This window comes from Sodalis ligni (genome assembly GCF_016865525.2).
GTDB lineage: Bacteria > Pseudomonadota > Gammaproteobacteria > Enterobacterales > Enterobacteriaceae > Acerihabitans > Acerihabitans ligni.
The window spans coordinates 3163295-3178610 of record NZ_CP075169.1 but is presented as its reverse complement, the minus strand read 5'-3'; the positions used below and the strand labels follow the sequence as shown (position 1 = coordinate 3178610).

Sequence of the window (15316 nt, the reverse complement as noted above, 5' to 3'; positions counted from 1 at the left end):
AACAACCGTGGCGTGGGTGGCGAAAGGAAAGCATCTCCATACAAATTTTCTGATTCACATTTTTAACTCGAAAACATGGCATGACAGGGACAGCAATGATACTTGGACAACGGAGCAAGTGGTGCCGGAACTGCAGCGGCGCGGTATTTTCCGCCGGCATTATACCGGCACGACCCTGCGGGATCACCTCGGATTAGCGCGTCCGGAGAATGCTTTTGTTCAGCAGAAGTGAAAATATTATCGTTCGTTAATAAAGAAGTTGACTATCAATACGACCGGTCATATTGTTAGTACATCATTATCTTTGCGGAGAAATCGCGATGAATCAGGACGTCATAATTCGAGACTTACAGGACTGGCTGGAAAATAATCTGGATAAGTCCTTATCGCTGGATGAAGTCGCCGCAAGATCGGGTTACTCAAAATGGCATTTGCAGCGGATGTTCCGCAGCGTTACCGGCAATGCTTTGGGCTCCTATATCCGCACCCGACGCCTTTCACGGGCGGCGACCGAGCTTGGCCGGCAGGATCAGAGCATCCTGGATATCGCATTGCAAAGCGGCTTTGATTCCCAGCAGTCCTTCAGCCGGGCCTTTAAGCGTCAGTTCAGCCAGACCCCCGGCGCCTACCGGTCGCAGATGGCTTACCACAGCTATCCCTATGGTGAATATGCCGTCGGCAGGTATGCGGACAAGAAGGCCAAGAACAAGATTGGCAGTCGGGAACCGCAGCCGGCCTGGTAATCCTAAGCTCATTGATAGCGTTCAATGGTAATATAAAAACGCTGGGCTGATTTATAGCATAAAGGGGGCGGCGCGCAACGCTGCTCCTTTCCTTTAATATTTTTGTCAGACCCTATTTTTGGGATAACGGTCCGTTTTTTCATTTTTTCAAACGAAAAAATTATCAGATAATGACCGGTAAGAAAATATTGCCATCAGTAATAAGCGAATTTTGAAAAAGTATTTTTTCGTTTTATAGTAGATTCAGGCTTTCTTATCGATGGCTTATTATTAAGGTTATTTATGCTTATATCACCATCAAAACAAAATGATATATTTCTTCCTACATCAGATTTGGAGGTGACGGGAAATACCGCCCAACAACGCGCCATATCTACCGAACATTCGACACTTGGCACACAAGTTGCCACAGTATGGAATAGTGCAGCAGGTGAAGGATTTGCCCGTGAATACTTTCAAAGAGAATTGAACCAAACATTCGTTCTAGAAAAGTATGGATGAAGAAAAAGCTTTGGATAGATTGGCCAAGGCTTATAATATTGATGGACAAACCTTAGGCGAAACATTACAGAGGATAGTAGAGAAGATTGCTTCTTCCCAACCTTCTGTCAATATAAAAGCGCCTTCGTTTTTCATTTTTAGAAGATGATAGATTGAGAAATCGCAGAGAACTCACACGCGGAAGTTATCCATCACATGAAAATAGAGAAGAGTTTGAAGCAGCTTGTTACGGTTTTAATGGACCCCGATCGGTTTGGATAAAATTACTTTTCTTGTCCCGAGGTGGGCAGCAGGCCCAAGTACGGCTCCTTGGCTTTTGAAAGCAAAGGTGGAGGGGCAGCCTGTTATGGATCTGTAGCTTTATATTTGCGGGAGAAAACAAAAGGAAATATGACTTTTACTTCTTGCGATTCTGGTGCCTTAAGCACTGCTTATAAATACAATCATAAGGAAATCCAAAAACTATTGCTATTGAAGGAAATTTGTATCCATTGATTACTTATGCTAAAATAGATCAGCTTGATTTCCTTCTAGGAAAGAAGGAGAAGCTTCATTTCCTTAACTTTTTGAGTTTCAATCATACGGCTCTACCGTTTTCGAACACGATGTTGAGTATATCACCTATCGCCAGGATAAAGACAAACATTATCACGCTGACATTGAAAAATTTGCAAAAACATAATTTAAGAATAAATAACGATTGAAGGGTTACGGGGACGTTTAATTTATCTCGCTATCGGTATTCCGCTATAGCGACGAAGGCGTACCCTAGTATATTCAGATTTATGAGTTGACCCGGTATATTCTATTTACGAACGAAATTCCTTTAATCCGGCGTCCTGCGGGCTAACCGGCCATGCCGTCCAGTATTCTGGCCAGTTGGGTCCGCTGTTCAGCGGTTAATTCGGCGCCGCTGGAAAATCCCGCGTTTTGGATAATCATTTCCTTTAATCCCACCAGCCAGTCGTAAATATAAAAAGCGGTGATATTGGCAGGGGTGTTGGCCAGTTTGGTCAGACGACGGGAGGCATCCCAGCTTACCGCCTGTTTTTCCGGCCGGGCGAAAATCTTGTGGCCGCGGTTAACGCGGCTTTCGGGGCGCAGCGCTTCGTCAGTTTGCGGGAACCCCAGCCAGGCGACAAAATCTCCCAGCACTGTGAGTGCTTTGGTCACCTGGCGGTCGGCCCGGCTTTCCGGCGGCAGGTCCGCCGAATCGGCTTCGTTCAAGCGGGCATATAGCAGTCCGGGAATATCCAGCCGGACGCTGGCGATAATGAATTCCTCCGCCAGTCGCTCCAGCGTGACTTTATCGACGCCCAGCAGGGACGTCAATCTATTGTTTTCCGACAGGCCCCGCAGGTGGTTGACCCAATAACGGTACACGCCGCGGGCGTATTCCCGTTCATCATTCGCGGTGGCGGCCGGATAGCCGGTCAACGCGTCGTCGGCAACAGACGCCCCCGCGTCCGCCACCGGACCCTCGCTGAACAGATCGATTTCAAAACCGATGCCGTAAGGCGCGGCGCTGTCCGCTGAGGCGTTTATTTCGCCGTGGGCCGCCAGAGTGACGTTGTCACGCTGGCGAGACTGCTGTGAATAAAATCGGTACAACGCCTGCCGTGGGGGCAGTAGCTGTTCCAGCAATTCACCATGCATGCCGGCGCGGGTTTGCAGCGTTTTCAGCAGCATATCGGCCACCCGCTCCTTGTCCGCCGGGTGCTCGGCCCCTTCGGGACGATACCAGCCGGCCAGCAGATTATGTCGCAGATCCCGCTGCAGTTCCCGCAAGCCTTCGGCAATGCGTTCTTGTCTGATATCCCTGTTCAGCTCCGCCGCCAGGTGGGCCGCCATTCGCTTTATGCCCCGTTCGTCCATCGCCAGCACCGTGCCCCAGCTGTCGCCGGGGTTGCCCACATAGCGCTGTACCGCCTCGTCGCAGTTTTGCCCCTGGGTCACCCGCTGGTCGAATTCGCTTAATGCCCAGACAAGCCCCGGCTTATGGCGGCCGCGCAGACGCGCATTTTCTCCCTGGGTCTGCTTGACCCAGTACTCCAGCGTCCTGCCGACAATCTTGGCATCTCGCCGGTCGCCCGCCGCGGTACAAACCAGCAGCAGATGGTTTTGCTGGCGATCGGCATAGCGTTCAAGCAGACAAAGGCTTTTGGCGCGGACAATGGCATCGGCAAACGGTGCCAGCAACGTTCCCGGCGACAGCAGGCGATCCCGCGCCGTGCCGGCGTCCAGGCTGCCGCCATAGCCGGGGAAATCCACCATATCTACCTCATCGAACACGCCTTCACGGGGGGATGCTTGCAGCGGTATCAGCAGCTCGGCGGTTAAGAAGCTCAATTCCGCCAACGACAATTCCACCGGCTTGGCTGCGCCGGACCCGGAAACCGGGCGGACCGGAATCGCCGCATCCTCCGGCGTGCCCAGGCCGGTAAACGCCATGGCGTCAAGGAGAGCATCCGCCGGCAGGCGGGTATCGTCCACCAGCACCGAACGCGGCGCCAGGACCCTTACGGCGCCGGCCAGGGGGGCCAGTGCATGGGCCAGGCGGCGGTAGGCCTCAGTCAGTTCGGGAATGTCGTCCCATATTACCGAAAACAGCCGGGCGCGATCGTCAACCGCCAGATATGGACACAATTCTACCGCCGCCGGCCAGAAACGGGACGCTAATCGCTGTTGGCGGCGACGGTCGTGGCGGGATAGAAAATCCCACAGCGCGATGACCCCGTCGCCGCTAATGCCCGCCGCCGGCTCAGCCTGGCGATGCAAAGAGAGAACCTGCAAACGATCGGCTATCTCCCCATCCTCCGGCACGGGTCGGGAGAGACCGGGGCGCGAGTCAAGCAGGAAGGCCAGTGTCAAGATTTTGAGAATATCCACTTCATCAAACAGCTGAAGCTGTACTGGAAATGCCTCATCCAGCGGCGCCGGGCGCAGGCTGAAACGAATAGCCGGCCCGGCGGACTGATGATCCGGATTGATGTGGGCGGCGAAATCCAGGGTTTCCCCCGCCAGGGTCGTTTCCAGCCGGTGGTTTCCGCCGGCGGCCAGCGCCGAGATGAGCAGCGTTTTTCCCGCCTGGGAACGGCCGAAAAAGCCGATGGCGGGTCGGTGGGAATAGCCGTCCCGCCAGCCCTCGGCCTGGTTGTGGGCGCGGCGCAGTTGAATCAGTAGACGATCCGCCTCCATATCCAGCCTGGGCGCGTTCCGGCGGGCCTGCTGCAGCCAATCGCACAGCCCGTCGATGCTTTGCAGCGTGGTATCAATGGGGTCCGGCAGAATGTGGAGAAGGGATGGATTCATAGCTTAAATACGCTCCCGCTGTCGATCCAATAAGAAGTGGTGCCTGAACCATTGCCGGCCAGGGTATTGAGGGTAAGGCGCAAATGATGGGCGGGAACACGATGTCCGTCGTCCAGTATCGCTTCCCCGATGGCGAAACGCTCCGGGCCGGACGGCGTTCCCGCCCCCGGTACCCTCCAGCCTGACGTGCAGCGCATTGCCGCCGGCTACCCGCCGCGCCAGATCGGGGTCGGCAATGGACAGTGTATACAGGGGCGAAGCCGGCCAGCGGTCGTTGTCAAGCTGACGGAAACCCAGGCACACAGCGCCCCGCAGGGTAAATCCGGCTTTGGGATCCAGTGCAAAGTCAGGGGCATCAAGATCGATATCGCGGTAATGCACGTTTTCGTCCGCCAGGGCACGATTGCCGTCCAGCGTACCCAGATAACGCAGCGTGGAATAGGGCTGGAAATCCCCGGCGTTAAAATAAAAACCCGGCAGGCGCAGATTGAGCGCCAGCAGACAGAGCATCGCGCCTACCGCGGCAGTGGATTTCGGATTGTCGATATGACCGTCGGTGTTAAACGGATACCAATCGCTGGTGTGATAACCGTCCAGTGGGAGGATGCGGTTGATGGGCAGCGGCTGCAGGTGCCTGAACAGGGCCTGGATGCCGGGAAAACGGGACGGACGTCCGGTAAGCAGCAATATATCGCAGGAATACAGCGACACCACTTCCGTCAGCGAACGCAGATGCCGGGTTATGGACAGCCGGTTGGATAAAAAGTCCCCGTGCAGCTTTTGCAGACTGACCACCAGAGGGCGCGCGCAATATATCGAATGAGCCGTTCCCGGCACGCAGCTCTCCCCTGATTTCATTATGAATGTAATCCAGAACGCCGGACGTGGGCCGCTGTGCCAGCTGTTCGCCGAAGGTTGTCTCGATTTCGGCGCTGCCGTCCAGCGGGTCGAAACCCTCATAGGCTGCCAGGATAGAACGCCCCACCGGCATGAAAATTTGCAATGTCGCCTGCTGGCGCAGCGCGGAGTGGCCGTCGTTTCGCCCCTGGTCGCCGAACAACCGGGCCATAAGAGACTCCGGATCGGCCGCGCCGGCCTGCTTCAGGGCGCTTTGCAGCGCAGGCAGCACATAAAGCCGCAGCACATCCAGCAGGATATCGTCGCCGGCCACTTTAAACCCTTCCCTAAACAGCAGCTGCGGACTGATTTTGGCATTGCCGCGGCCTTTCTCCAGCAGCCGGTAATCGGTGATGGCCAAATCAGTGGTGCCGCCGCCGATGTCTATTGACGCGATACGCAGGGTTTTACCCGCAGGCACGCCTTCGGACGGCGCTTTGTCCGGCCTCGCCATGCCGGAGAAAAACGCCTCGGTGCGGCCGGCGAAGTTCACCCGGGCCTCGTTATAGAGATATACCATCTGTCCGCAGGTGGCCTCATCCCACTCCATCTGGACGTCAGGCACCGGCATCCGGCTTTGCTGTCGCTGGCCGGGGATGGAGAAATCATCGTCCGCCGGATGCCAGCCCATGGCTTTCCATACCAAACCGATAGCCTCATTCATCCGGCGACGGAAAATTTCCCGCTCCGGTTTCGGCAGCGCCGAGGGCAGGGTCAAAATAATGGTTCGCAGCCGGCGCGGCGCGGCGGAATGCGGCATTTTGAGCCGCTGCGCCGCGCTGTTGATTTGCATCAGCGCCTGAGCCAGCAGTTCGGTGAGCATAAAGGTCATTAACGAACTGCGGCTATAATGGGGGGAGAAAACCGGCAGACGTTCATCGGGGGGCAGGCCGTACAGCGGCTGACCTTCATCATTCACCAGCACCGTCAGCGGCATGGCGACGGCGGGCGGCTCAAGGGGGGCGTTAGGCAGCCCGCCGCCAAAGCGCCATCCCGGGGCATAGCTCTCCTCATCCCATAAGTAGCGGCGGGGGCTGGATAGTCCGGTGGCGCCGTCGGTGCCCCGGCGCATGACGGCCATACGGGCGGCTTCCCGGCCTACCCGGGTGATGGACGGCCAGACAAATGCGTCGTGCCGCCCGCTCTCCACAGAATAATTTTGCTTGCCGAAGACGGCCTGGGCGAACTCCACCCGGCTTTCGAACAGTTCATTATAGAGACAATGCGGCCGGCTTAAATCGCGTAGGTGCAGTTCATAGACGTTTTTTAAACCGTCCACTTCCTCGGGATGATCCTCCACCAGGATGCCGCAGGTATGGGAGTTGCCCACATCCAGGATCAGATCTACGCTGACGGCCGGTTCCTGCAGCGTTTCGGCGCTGAGCTTTATTTCCGGCACGGTTAATTGACTGCCCAGCATATGCAGTATGTTCAGGTAATGCGCCTGGTACTCGAAGGTCCGCAGGGCCAGGCCTATCTCACCGCTGCTGCGCTGTTCCAGCGACCCCGCCCGCTGGCTGAAAACCTCCCGCAGCCAGCCGTCCACCCAGGTTTGATCGAGAAATTCGCCCAATTCATTATTGCGGTAGGCCAGGGCGAAACCGAGTCCGGTCTTGCCATCGCTTTCATTAGGGGCCAGCCCTTCGTTGCCCTGGTCCTCGGCATAGACTTTGGTATCGAAGGCCATACTGACCCGGTGGGTATTGCCGTGTTGATCCGGTGCGTCCAACGCGATGATTTGCACCCGCGCCCAGTTATCCGGTCCCCCCAGAAAAGTGCGCGGCGGGTTGAAGCGGAAAAAGGGCAGCGGCAGCCAAAGTTTATCCAACAGCGTTAATGACTGTTGCAGCAAAAAGCTGAATTCGGGTTTTACCACCTCCGGCGCCGTGCCCGCCGGTCCGGGCAGCAGGTATTTGCCGGTCTGTTCGTTATAGGTTAGACGCAGTAACGGACCGTTGACGCTTTGCCGTACGAACTTGGCCGGACTGTCGCGGTCAACGGCCGGTTTCAGTGCAAAATCCAGAAACTGAATACCGCTGTTCTGAATAAGCGCAATTTTCTGTTTGTAGTCTGTGATGGAAGCCAGCATATTATTTTACATTCTCACGCTTTATCTGGGTGGGAAAGGCCTGGCCATTGTCATAACGACTCTGGCAGTCCGCTATCCCGGTCAGGCTTTGTTTACAGACAATTTGCGGCATGCGGTAGGTGGAACCGTCGCTGCAGCGGGCATTTTGCCGGCTTTTGATCACCAGATTGCCCGATTTCATCAGGCCGGCGTGCACATCCGCCCGGCAGATGGTGCCGTCTCCATACCGTATCTTCGCCACGCCGCCGCCGTTTTTAACCTGATACTCGAAACTCACCGCCTTGCCGCCGGTCACCGGATTCTTGCTGTCGACGCTGACCTGCCAGCGGCCATTGAAAAATGTGATGGAGCCCGCCCTCACCGCCTCGGCAGGCAGCCGCAGGGCGTTTTTCATCTGCGAGGGGGATAAGGGTGCACCCATTTGTGACGCCGTAACTTGCTCTGTCGGCACAATGGCGGAATGGGTCGCGCCCGCGCCCGCGGCACTTTCATCATTCGCCGCTGCGCTGCGATTGCCTTGGGTTGAGGCGGTGTTTTCAGCGCCGGCGACGGCTTTGCCATCGGCTGAAGCACGGGCTTCATTAGCGGTGGCATAGGCCGGTCCGGCATTCATCTTACCCTCAGCGGCATTACCGGCGGCATGGGCCGTCCCTGATAAAACATCGTTGCTGGCGGCGGCGGACCCCCCCACCGGGACACCGCGGCCGTCGGCAGCCGGGGCCGGACTAATGGCCGTGGTGGGCCGGTTCCTGCCGGTAGCCGCAGGGACGGAGTCCGTCTGATGGTTGGTTTGACCGGCGGGCGTGGCGCTCATGGGCGTAGTGGGCGCCACGACTTGCGGCACCACCACCGGGGCCGATACCGGAGGCCATTCCGGACTGTTCGCCAGATAGCCGTACAGCTGAAAGACCAGAATCGCCGCCAGCGCCAGGGCCGGCAAAATCCACCACAGGCGGCGCCTGAGCCGCCGGCCTTTGGTTTTTGGCAACGCCGTGGTAGTTTCCGGTTGCGCCCGTTGGACGGTTTCGGCCATGCCGGATTCCATGCTCGACACGCTGGCGGGTTCGGGAATATCAGGTTGTCCGATGAGCCGGGGGGACGATTGCCGGGCAACGGTCGGGGGAATATCAATAGGATCGTGCCGGACCGGGATCATTACCGGTTCGGGAGCCGGCGGGGGCGGGCGCAGGCAATCGAGGGGATCGGCGCGGGGTTTTTCATCGAGTTTAACGAAGCCCCAGAAGGTGAGCACCGCTTTTTCGCCCACCAGGTAAACATGGTTCTGATCGGGAAACTGAATAGCTTTAGCCAACAGCATACCGAACAGTTTTTGCGCGGCTTTTTCCGCCCTTTGCGCCCGGCGGCTGATATCGGCTACCGTGGCCTGGCACTGCTCCAGCTGACGCAGGGCCGATGCGCGCTGGCTATCGTCGGCGGCGGCCCATGTCGTGACCTTTCCTTCAATGGGTGCATACCAGTCAAGCCTTTCACCCTGCTCATGGGGCTGGGGAATGGCCAGGCAATCAAGAAGCTGCTGCTGCCCCCGCAGGCGCAAGGTTTCCCGCAGCTGTACCGCCGATGCATAAACCGGCAGCCCGTCTTCCCCCAGCGCGAGGAGACCGTCCAAACTTCCACTGCGTAAGAATGCACTGCGTAAGAATGCACTGCGTAAAAATGATTTCGCCACGCAAAAGAGACCCATTGTGAGAAATATCTAAAGCAGAAAATAATGCGCTATCTGCAACAATGGATACTCTAGTGCGATTACGGGTAAATCAAACGGCCGAATAAGCGGTAAAACGTCTGAATATTTGAGCCATCGCCTTTTTTCAGGACAGGGTCGGGTAATCGGTATAGCCGATGCCGCCTTCAGCGTAAATCGTTCCTTTGTTAAGGGGATTAAGCGGCGCGTCCTGTTTAAACCGCTGCACCAAATCGGGATTGGCGATATAGAGATTGCCGAATGCCGCCGCGTCAGCCGCCCCCTGGCTTATCAACGCCTCGGCGGAAGCTTTGGTTAATCCTTCGTTGGCAATCCAGGCGCCGGAGAAGGTTTTTCTCACCTGCGGCCCGATACGATCGGGAAAATCCAGCGATTCGCGGGCAAAGATAAAGGCCAGCCGGCGCTTATTCAGTTCTTCCACCACGTAGCCGAACATGGCGCGGGGATTAGAGTCATGCATGGAATAGGAGCTGGACATCAGGTTCAGATGCACGCCGAACCGGTCCGCCGGCCAGACGGTTAACAGCGCATCAACGGTTTCCAGCAGGAAACGCGCCCGGTTGGCGATGGAGCCGCCATAACGATCGGTGCGTTTGTTCGAGCCGTCATGGAGGAATTGATCGAACAGATAGCCGTTGGCCGCGTGGATTTCAATACCGTCAAAACCGGCGCGTTTGGCATTTTCGGCCCCGCGGCGAAAATCCTCCACGATACCGGGAATTTCTTCCGTTTCCAGCGCACGGGGCACTTCATAGGGTTTCTGCGGCCGCAGCGTGCTGACATGCCCTGCCGGCGCGATGGCGCTGGGAGCCACCGGCAATTCGCCGTTTAAATACGCCGGATCGGAAATCCGTCCCACATGCCATAGCTGAATGACTATTTTGCCGCCGGCCTGGTGCACGGCCTCGGTAACCTCGCGCCAGGCGGCAACCTGCTGTTCCGACCAGATCCCCGGCGTATTGGGATAACCCACTCCCTGCGGCGATACCGACGTGGCCTCGGTGAGGATGAGGCCGGCGCCGGCACGCTGAACGTAATACTCTTTGGTCACCGGCCCCGGACTGCGTTCATTGACGGCCCGCATGCGGGTCAATGGGGCCATGACGATGCGATTGCTCAGTTCAAGGGCGCCGATTTTAACGGGCTCATATAAAGAAGGCATATATGTTCTCCATGGAAAAACAGGCTGGGTTAGCCGTCGATTAATCATACTGGTAATGAAAAGCTGTTATATTTCTGATGCAAGATTCATTAAAGCCTTTTTTGTCATGGCCGGTGTTACTGCATGTGCGATACGGCGCGGTATAACAGGCCGGGCAAACGCAGGTTGATGCCTTTATCATTGCGGGTCGCCGTAACTGACATCCAGGATACGGCCGTCAGACAATCGGGCTCGCAGGCTGTGGGCAGCCACATCGCCAAAAGGCCGGTCGCCAAAATTGGCTGTCAGCTGCGATCCGTCGCTGAATGATGTCTGTTGCACCCAGCCGGCCTGGTCCAGCCAGCAAAAACCGGTCAGCGCCTTATCCCACAGCGCCTGGTGCAGCGGCCGGAAGGCCGCATCCGCTTTTTTGATTTCAGGCAGCCGGTCCCGCAGGGTGCCGCGGCTGAGGTTGAACAACGGCGGGGTGTTATAGAGCTGGCTGAGCAATGCACGGACGGTTTTGACATCGCTGAATTTGAGGTTGTCATAGTTCCAGTGGTGGCTGCTTATCACCGCATCATGATAAACCGCCTGATACAGCGGCAGACGGTAGCGCGGGTCAAACTGGACGGTGAGATAAGGCTGCTTCACCTTTGCCGGGCGAAAGAAGAGATCCGGCTGCGCGTTGGGCCACCAGCCGCCGAGATAAAAAGGAGATTGTTTATTCTGATGCATATCCTTATCCCCCCAGCCGAAACCCCAGGTTTCCATGCCGTGGGCAAACATGAGATGGCGCGCGTTCACCGCATTGCCGTCTTCGGAGCCCAACGGCAATTTAACGGTATTGCTGAACCAGGCAAGCCGCGCGTTGCGTGCCTGCGCCATATCCGCCGCTCCCGTGGGGTGTTCCGGATGATAATCGTCAGACACCATGCCCGTACCGTCGACATCCAGAAACAGGCTGTTGAGTCCGGCCAGTTTTACCAGCTCGGCCATGCGTTGCCGTGAAAAGGACAGCATGCAGTGGGGATTGAGATAGTACCCCTCGCCGCCGAAACCGGGTTTTTTGCTGCCGTCGGACTCCACGATGGCGCATTTTTCCCGCAGCGCCGAAGGTACTTGCGCGGTAAGCCAGCTATCGTTAACGCCGCGAGGAATCGCGGTATCATAGGAGTCGTAGCTGGCTATCAGGTAGCCTGATGTTTTAGCGGCGGCTACCGCCTGCGGGTGCAGAAATTCAGCGGTCCAGTTGTCTGTGCCTAACCATAGCCTGGGCAATCCGGCCTGATGCAATGATTCGAGAAGCGGCGTGGACAATCCCTGGCCCCAGCTTTCGGCGGGCGAGAGATAGGCCCCCAGCTGGCGTAGCGCCAGATGGCGTACTCCGGCGGCGTGCCGCTGCTGCGCCGGCAGTGAAAAATCTCGATCCTGCGGCACCTGCGCCAGCAGGGCCTGATTGAGGGCTTCTACCAGGGCCGGTTGCTGCCAGGAAGCGGGGGCGCGGCCTTTCAGCCGTTTTATGGCGTCCCGTGCTTCCGTTTCCATCTTTTCCCACAGTCCGGCGCCGGCCGGAGATTGCAGGTAATCCATCAGTTCCGGCCATTTTTTTACATCTGCCTGGTCCAGCAGCATGCCGCCCCACAGATAGAGATGGGTGGCGCCAATGAGCTTTTCGCCTTCCGGCGCAATCTTGATTTTATCCCACAGCGAGCTGAATTGTCCGCTTTGCCGGAGGTATTCACGATAGCGTATCGCGCCTGAAAGCGGCGTGTCGCCGACATGCAGCAAGACCTCGAAGGCGTGCTGTCGGTTAAAGCGATTGAATCGGTGAAGGCTATGCATCTGCAGGCGGGCGTCGGCAACACTGAAAGTGATCTCATTGCTAAACGGGGGGGGCAGCAGCCAGCTTTAAAACTTTCCCCCCTGTTCCTGGGGCCATAAGGGGAGGTTAAGGTTCCCGTTGGTGTCCATCGGCGACTGTTCACTGACCATATACTCCTGCCAGAGAGGATTATCCAGCGGTATCCGGCTGCCTTCTCCCATGGGCAGCAGCAGCGCGGAGGCCTGTGGCGGCAGGGTGAACCAATCCAATACCTGCGGCTGTCCGCTGCTGAAACTCAGGCGCAAATCGTTGCCTTCCAGCACGGCGGTAATTTGCATGCCGCATTCCGGCCACTCCCAGTGGGCCGACGCCATAGATTGCCGTAATGAACTCACTTCATGGGGTATCTTAGGACTATTCACCAGCCTGTCGCCGGCGCTGATTTGCAGCGTGGCCGGATCAATATCAAACAGCGCGGATCCCTGCTGCAATCGCACGGCGTCGGCAGGGGCAAGGGTAAGGGTAAGGGCGAACAGGATCAGACCGGCGACCAAAGTGATAGAGAACGGATTTTTTTTCATCAGGGGGAAAGTTCATCTTATGATTAAACGGAATTCAGCGTGGCCACGATACGGTGTAAAGCATAAACGGAGCATCAAGACAGGCGGCATAGCCCACAAAGCAGATTAATCCCATGAAGGGGGTGCTGTATGAGGGAGGATAGCTAATTTAGTTACAACATCCATTTATATATAATTATAATTCTTACATTAGCTACATTTGATAAACCACACTTTTCGCCAGGACCGGCGGCGCCCTATAAGGTCCCCTGACCGGCTGCTGTCCGGAAAGGGGAGAATAACGCCGTTATCCTGGGTTAAAATAAAGGCCGGCTGCTACTTCAGATTAGGAAAACACAGGCGACGCACCGCCAGTTCCACACCCCTGACTTCGGCCAGGCCTTTTAACCGACCGATGGCGGAATAGCCGGGGTTGGTTTTCTTATGCAAATCATCCAGCATTTGGTGTCCATGGTCCGGGCGCATGGGAATAGGGCGCTGGTCGCCCATATCCTGCCGGCGCTGTTCTTCCCGTAAAATGGCGGTAACAACTCCCACCATATCCACGTCGCCCTGCAAATGCGCCGCTTCATGGAAGCTTTTGGGATTCTCTTCGCGGACGGTAGAGCGCAAATGGGTAAACCAAATGCGATCGCTGAAGGTTTCCGCCATTTTAACCAGGTCGTTATCCGCCCGCACGCCGTAAGAACCGGTACAGAAGGTGAAGCCGTTGGTGGGGGCGGGGACGGCCTCTTTCAGCCACTGCATATCCTCAATGGTGGAGACGATGCGCGGTAAGCCCAGGATCGGACGCGGCGGATCGTCCGGGTGTACCGCCAGACGGATACCTGACGCTTCGGCCACCGGCACGATTTCCCGTAGGAAATAGGCCATATGTTCGCGCAGGGCCGCTTTATCGATATGGGCATATTCCGCCAGGCGCGCCCTGAACTGCTCGAGAGTATAACCCTCTTCGGCCCCCGGCAGGCCGGCGATGATGTTATTGGTCAGTTGGGTAATATCCTGCTGGCTCATATGATCAAAATAGGCTTTTGCCTGTTTTTTCTCATCATCGCTGTAATCCGCCTCAGCACCGGACCGCCGCAGGATGTGCAGCTCGAACGCCGCAAAAGCGATATGGTCGAAACGCAGCGCCTTGGAGCCCTCCGGCAATTCGTAGCCCAGGTCGGTACGCGTCCAGTCCAGCACCGGCATAAAGTTATAGCAGACGGTATCGATACCGCATCGGCCGAGATTGCGCAGTGTTTGCTGATAGTTGGCAATGTGCTGCCTATAGTTGCCGGTTTGGGTTTTGATTTCCTCGTGCACCGGCACGCTTTCCACTACCGACCAAACCAGATTCTTGGCCGCCAGTTCCGCTTTGCGCTTTTCGATTTCCTCTACCGACCAGACTTCGCCGTTGGGAATATGGTGCAGGGCGGTCACCACGCCGGTTGCGCCGGCCTGGCGGATATCGTCAAGGGAAACCGGATCGCCTGGTCCGTACCAACGCCATGTTTGTTCCATAGTTCAATCCTCATCATACAGGTAATTAAGCCGCAACCGCCGGCCAGTCAACCGGCGGTTTTTCAGCAAAACAGTCGGCTACTCGTTTATAACAGCGGGGATGGAGGTAAAAAGATAGCCGTCGAACCCCGGGTCCTCGCTGTCGGATAAGGTCAATAAAGTCTGTTTGACGTTTTCCAGATGCTGCCACATCGCCTGCCGGGCCTTTTTCGGGTCCCGCTGCTGTAAAGCCATCAGTATGCCATGATGATCCTCAAGCCACTTCAGGCGGTAATCCTGCCCGACAATATGGGTGTGTAATTTTTGCCACATGGGACTGCTTTGCCGGCGCAGCCACAGGGTATAGACCATCTCCTCCAGCAGGGCGTTTTGCGTGGCGCGGGCAATCAGCAAATGGAATTTTTCATCGCCGTCATAATCGGTCAGGCCCGCTTCCAGCGATTGACGTTCGTGGGCCAGCGCCTGCCGCATCTCGGCGATATCGGATTTATTCACCTGCGTCGCGGCGAAAGCCGCCACCTGGCTTTCCAGCAGCTGGCGCGCCTGCAGCATTTCGAAAGGGCCGACATCATCGCCGAAGGGTTGGTAATCACTCTGCCGGCTGCTGTCTTGTGACGGCAAGCGCAGCACATAGACGCCGGAGCCGCGGCGGACCTCGAGAATATCTTCCACCTCCAGCATTACCAGCGCTTCGCGAATCACCACCCGGCTGACGCCCAACAGCTCGGCGATATCCCGCTCGGGGGGCAATCTGGAACCCACCGCATACTGACCTGATGCCAGCAGTGTTTTCAACTGCGCACCGACCTTTTGATACAACCGTTTCGGTTCCGCCATTGCTTAACTCTTCCTTTGATTTACTGGATCGCGCCGATGCGGCAATTTCTTTCATTTAACCGCTGATAATCTCATCGCGGGCTCGATAGTCGCCCGTAGTCTAAATTGGTTATCCAATTTAGCGGTCATTGCCAGACAGGATGCTGGCTCCGGACAGCAAA

General features: G+C 56.8%; 9 protein-coding genes and 2 pseudogenes. 3 read left to right on the top strand and 8 right to left on the bottom strand.

Going from position 1 to position 15316, the window contains the following annotated elements:
• Positions 1-320: 320 nt before the first annotated feature.
• The 3 genes and pseudogenes from GTU79_RS14750 to GTU79_RS14740 form a co-directional block, all read left to right on the top strand.
• Positions 321-653 (top strand): annotated as a pseudogene (locus GTU79_RS14750) (helix-turn-helix domain-containing protein); the annotation flags it as partial.
• A gap of 372 nt (positions 654-1025) precedes the next feature.
• Complete coding sequence (locus GTU79_RS14745) at positions 1026-1244, top strand: hypothetical protein (RefSeq protein WP_214514108.1); 219 nt, start codon at positions 1026-1028, stop codon at positions 1242-1244.
• Positions 1237-1392, top strand: coding sequence for a hypothetical protein (locus GTU79_RS14740; RefSeq protein WP_214514107.1), 156 nt, complete (start codon positions 1237-1239; stop codon positions 1390-1392). The genes GTU79_RS14745 and GTU79_RS14740 overlap by 8 nt, the downstream gene beginning before the upstream one ends.
• Positions 1393-2090: 698 nt before the next feature.
• Here GTU79_RS14740 and GTU79_RS14730 read toward each other — a convergent pair.
• The 8 genes and pseudogenes from GTU79_RS14730 to GTU79_RS14700 all read right to left on the bottom strand — a co-directional run bounded on the left by GTU79_RS14730 (position 2091) and on the right by GTU79_RS14700 (position 15155).
• Positions 2091-4556, bottom strand: coding sequence for a virulence factor SrfC family protein (locus GTU79_RS14730; protein ID WP_203521376.1), 2466 nt, complete (start codon positions 4554-4556; stop codon positions 2091-2093).
• Positions 4553-7542: pseudogene (locus GTU79_RS14725) on the bottom strand (virulence factor SrfB). The gene GTU79_RS14730 and the pseudogene GTU79_RS14725 overlap by 4 nt, the downstream one beginning before the upstream one ends.
• 1 nt (position 7543) lies before the next feature.
• Positions 7544-9169, bottom strand: coding sequence for an SrfA family protein (locus GTU79_RS14720; RefSeq protein WP_253073615.1), 1626 nt, complete (start codon positions 9167-9169; stop codon positions 7544-7546).
• Between the two features lie 202 nt (positions 9170-9371).
• A complete protein-coding gene (locus GTU79_RS14715) occupies positions 9372-10427 on the bottom strand; it encodes an alkene reductase (RefSeq protein ID WP_132921537.1) in 1056 nt (351 codons plus the stop codon).
• 177 nt (positions 10428-10604) lie between these two features.
• The gene (locus GTU79_RS14710) at positions 10605-12251 is read right to left on the bottom strand and encodes a glycoside hydrolase (RefSeq protein WP_253073614.1); all 1647 of its coding nucleotides are present in this window, start codon (positions 12249-12251) and stop codon (positions 10605-10607) included.
• 66 nt (positions 12252-12317) lie between these two features.
• On the bottom strand, positions 12318-12812 hold the full coding sequence (locus GTU79_RS30410) for a hypothetical protein (RefSeq protein ID WP_253073613.1): 495 nt from the start codon (positions 12810-12812) through the stop codon (positions 12318-12320).
• A 315-nt stretch (positions 12813-13127) separates the two neighbouring features.
• Positions 13128-14318 carry a mannonate dehydratase gene (gene uxuA / locus GTU79_RS14705; RefSeq protein WP_203521380.1) on the bottom strand — a complete coding sequence of 397 codons (1191 nt, stop codon included), beginning with the start codon at positions 14316-14318 and terminating at the stop codon, positions 13128-13130.
• A gap of 78 nt (positions 14319-14396) precedes the next feature.
• Positions 14397-15155 carry an FCD domain-containing protein gene (locus GTU79_RS14700; RefSeq protein WP_132921540.1) on the bottom strand — a complete coding sequence of 253 codons (759 nt, stop codon included), beginning with the start codon at positions 15153-15155 and terminating at the stop codon, positions 14397-14399.
• Positions 15156-15316 lie beyond the last annotated feature (161 nt).

Bases quoted from the DNA above. Each gene is read 5' to 3' on its own strand.
- GTU79_RS14745 (WP_214514108.1), top strand. From the start codon at position 1,026: ATGCTTATATCACCATCAAAACAAAATGATATATTTCTTCCTACATCA.
- GTU79_RS14740 (WP_214514107.1), top strand. From the start codon at position 1,237: ATGGATGAAGAAAAAGCTTTGGATAGATTGGCCAAGGCTTATAATATT.
- GTU79_RS14730 (WP_203521376.1), bottom strand. From the start codon at position 4,556: ATGAATCCATCCCTTCTCCACATTCTGCCGGACCCCATTGATACCACG.
- GTU79_RS14715 (WP_132921537.1), bottom strand. From the start codon at position 10,427: ATGCCTTCTTTATATGAGCCCGTTAAAATCGGCGCCCTTGAACTGAGC.
- GTU79_RS14710 (WP_253073614.1), bottom strand. From the start codon at position 12,251: ATGCATAGCCTTCACCGATTCAATCGCTTTAACCGACAGCACGCCTTC.
- GTU79_RS30410 (WP_253073613.1), bottom strand. From the start codon at position 12,812: ATGAAAAAAAATCCGTTCTCTATCACTTTGGTCGCCGGTCTGATCCTG.
- uxuA (WP_203521380.1), bottom strand. From the start codon at position 14,318: ATGGAACAAACATGGCGTTGGTACGGACCAGGCGATCCGGTTTCCCTT.
- GTU79_RS14700 (WP_132921540.1), bottom strand. From the start codon at position 15,155: ATGGCGGAACCGAAACGGTTGTATCAAAAGGTCGGTGCGCAGTTGAAA.